Raw genomic sequence first — 3,104 nt, 5'->3', positions numbered from 1 at the left:
GGGCGGGGCCGAATCGGCCTTCCACGCCGCCAAGGAGTCTGCGGCCGCCCCGTTCGCCCTCGCCGAGGCCGCCGGCTGGATCGCGGGTCCCCTGGCGGCGGCCAAGACCTTCAGCCCGTCGGCCGTCGCCGGGCTGCGACGCAGGTTGCGCGACGTGATCAGCCCCGCCGCGCAGACGCTGCTCACGGTGGAGTCGATGCCGCTGCCCGAGCGTGTGCTGTTCGCGCAGGTGACGCTGAAAACCATCGGCCTGACAACCGGATTCGGACGGCTGGTGGTGCTGTGCGGGCACCACAGCGACACCGAGAACAACCCGTACCAGGCGTCACTGGACTGCGGTGCCTGCGGTGGGCAGGGAGGCGGGCCCAACGCCCGCACCGCCGCGCGCATCCTCAACCAGGCCGAAGTCCGTGACGAGTTGCGCGGTGCGGGCATCAACATCCCGGACCACACCCACGTCGTCGCCGCCTTGCATGACACGGCCACCGACCGGATCACCGTTCTCGACACCCACCTGATCCCCCCCAGCCACCGCGCCGACGTCGACCGCCTGGAAACCGATCTCGCCCGTGCCGGACGCGCGCTGGCAGCCGAACGGTGCGCGGTGCTGCCGGGCGCCCGGCGGCACCGCTCACCCCGTGCCGCCGCCAGACACGTCGGGCGCAGATCGGTCGACTGGGCGCAGGTGTACCCGGAGTGGGGACTGGCCGGCAACGCCGCGTTCGTCATCGCGCCGCGCGACGTCACCCGCGGACTCGACCTGCAGCGTCGAACCTTCCTGCACTCCTACGACGCCGACACCGACGCCGACGCCACCGCACTGGAGACGATTCTGACCGCGCCGCTGGTGGTGGCACAGTGGATCAACTGCCAGTACTACTTCTCCACCGTGGCCCCGGATGTCTTCGGGGCCGGAACCAAGACCGTCCACAACGTCGTCGGGAACGTCGGCGTGATCACCGGTCACGTCGGCGACCTCAGCCTGGGCCTGCCGCAACAGTCGGTCAGCTATCGGAACCGGCTGCTGCACGAGCCACTTCGGCTCCTCGCGGTCGTCCAGGCGCCGCTGGCGCGCATCGACACCGTGGTCGATCGCAATCCGATTCTGCAACAGCTGTTCGGCAACGACTGGGTCGCCGTCGCCGCCCGCGAACACCCCGCCCACCCATGGCAGCGCTGGACCCGCGCCGGCTGGCACTCCTGGGCCGAAACCCATTGTCCGAAACCCGTTCCCGACGAGGAGATGATTCCATGACACCCACCCTGACCAAGATGACCAAGATCGAAGTGGTGGTCAGCGGCAGCGACGCCCCCACGGTCCGGGAACTCATCGGAAGCGTCGGCGCCACCGGTTACACCAGTCTGTCCGGGGTGTCCGGGCTCGGCCATCACGGCTACCACCAGGGCCGGCTGCTGTTCAATCAGCAGGCCACCCTCGAACTGATCATCACCGTGGTCCCCGACACCAAGGTCGAGGCGCTGCTCGCAGGTCTGCGGCCGCTTCTGGACGCGTCCTCGGGGGTGATGTTCGTAACCGAGACCTACGTCAGCAGACCCGAGTACTTCAGCTGAATCCCACCACGAAAGGACGAAGTTCATGAACACCCCACTCGCCACCTGGCAGCGGCTTCGTGCCGGCAACCGGCTGTCCAGCGTCAAGTCCACGGACAAGCCCGTCGCCGCCGTCTTCCGTTGTGCCGACGCACCTCTCACCAATGAGGCGGTGTTCGGCCAGAACCCCGGTGCGCTGCTCGACATCAGCACCTGGGGCCACGCCGTGGACGCCAGCGTGCTCGGCAGCCTCGAGTACGCCGTGGAAAGCCTGGAGGTTCCGCTCATCGTCGTGCTCGGCCATGACGACTGCCCGGCCATGCAGGCGGCGCTGCAGGCGTGGGAACACGCCGAACTGCCCGGCGGCTCGATGCGCCGGGTCGTCGAGCATGCCTTGCTGTCGGTGGTGCGGCGCGGGACGGTCGCCGACTCGGTCGAGTCCGTCGCCGCCGCCCATGTGGTCGAAACCGGCGTCGGCCTCGCCCAGCGCTCCGCGGCACTGTCCAGCCGTCTGGACAGCCGGACATGCGGAATCGTCTGCGCCACCTACTGTTCCACCGACCGAACGGTGCGGGTGCATGCCACCCTCGGTGCCGTCGACGAGAACCCCGGCGCGCTCGTCGAGGTCGTCTAGTCCCGGGTGCGCTGTCGATTAGCGCCGCTTGACACGTGAAATGCAGTTCGTTAATCTCGGGGTCCCGAGGAGTAGCCGATGACCAGTCCACACCCGAACTTCGGTAGCGCCAAATTACTCGCCGTCGCGATGCTCATCCTCGTGGCCGCGTTCAACCTGACCGCCGTCTCGGCAGCACTGCACCCGATGCTCGGGTTGATGACGCTGCTGGTCGCACTGCTCGTCAGCGTCGCGGTCCTCGACCGGCTGGGACAGCGCTGGGCGCCCGCAGCGGTGCAGGTGTTCGACCGATGGTGCCGCGCCACGGTGCGACACATCCGCACCGACTGACGGAGCTCTTCTGAACTCTGCCGGTGAGATCGCTGCCATCCCGATGGCGGACCGCAACGAACTACCTTTATGACGTCGACCACCCGGGTGCCCGCTGTCCGAGCTGCACTCACCGGGCTGAACGCTGTGATCGCTGCTCTCGGCGTGGGTCACCTGGTCGCCGGACTCATCCTCGTGCCGGCCGCGTCGCCGTTCCTGGCCGTCGGCAACGCCACGATCGATCGCACGCCGGCGGCCGTCAAGGACTTCGCGATCACCTACTTCGGCACCAACGACAAGCCGGCCCTGCTGGTCGGCATGGCCGTGGTGCTCGCCGTCGCCGGACTACTGATCGGGCTGATCTCTCGTCGCAGCCTGGCGCCGGGGCTCACCGCGATCGGCATCCTGGGTGTCATCGGGGTGCTGGCCGTATACGAACAGGCCGCCGGCAGGCCGGCCTTGTTGGCGCCGCTGGCGTCGCTGGTTGGCGGCACCGGCGTGTTCTGGTGGCTGTACCGGCGCGCCCGGCCGGAGACCAGCGCCGCCCTCGAGCACGACCCCCCGGCTGGTGACGCCCCGGCGGCCGGGCTCGGCCGACGCCGGTTCGTGC

The 3,104-nt window shown here is 69.0% G+C and carries 4 protein-coding genes and 1 pseudogene; all 5 read left to right on the top strand.

The window, feature by feature from the left end; all coding sequences use genetic code 11:
* On the top strand, positions 1-1,255 hold a 1,255-nt coding region (locus tag WA944_RS03845; RefSeq protein WP_526646383.1), incomplete at its 5' end, for a putative inorganic carbon transporter subunit DabA.
* The gene (locus WA944_RS03840) at positions 1,252-1,572 is read left to right on the top strand and encodes a P-II family nitrogen regulator (protein WP_526374232.1); all 321 of its coding nucleotides are present in this window, start codon (positions 1,252-1,254) and stop codon (positions 1,570-1,572) included. The genes WA944_RS03845 and WA944_RS03840, both read left to right, overlap by 4 nt.
* A 25-nt stretch (positions 1,573-1,597) precedes the next feature.
* Complete coding sequence (locus WA944_RS03835) at positions 1,598-2,185, top strand: carbonic anhydrase (RefSeq protein WP_526374231.1); 588 nt, start codon at positions 1,598-1,600, stop codon at positions 2,183-2,185.
* 78 nt (positions 2,186-2,263) lie between these two features.
* The gene (locus WA944_RS03830; protein ID WP_526374230.1) at positions 2,264-2,515 is read left to right on the top strand and encodes a hypothetical protein; all 252 of its coding nucleotides are present in this window, start codon (positions 2,264-2,266) and stop codon (positions 2,513-2,515) included.
* A 69-nt stretch (positions 2,516-2,584) separates the two neighbouring features.
* A pseudogene (locus WA944_RS03825) lies at positions 2,585-3,104 on the top strand (molybdopterin-dependent oxidoreductase); the annotation flags it as partial.

This window comes from Mycobacterium sp., assembly GCF_049683355.1.
Taxonomy (GTDB): domain Bacteria; phylum Actinomycetota; class Actinomycetes; order Mycobacteriales; family Mycobacteriaceae; genus Mycobacterium.
This window is presented reverse-complemented; position numbering and strand designations above follow the sequence as displayed.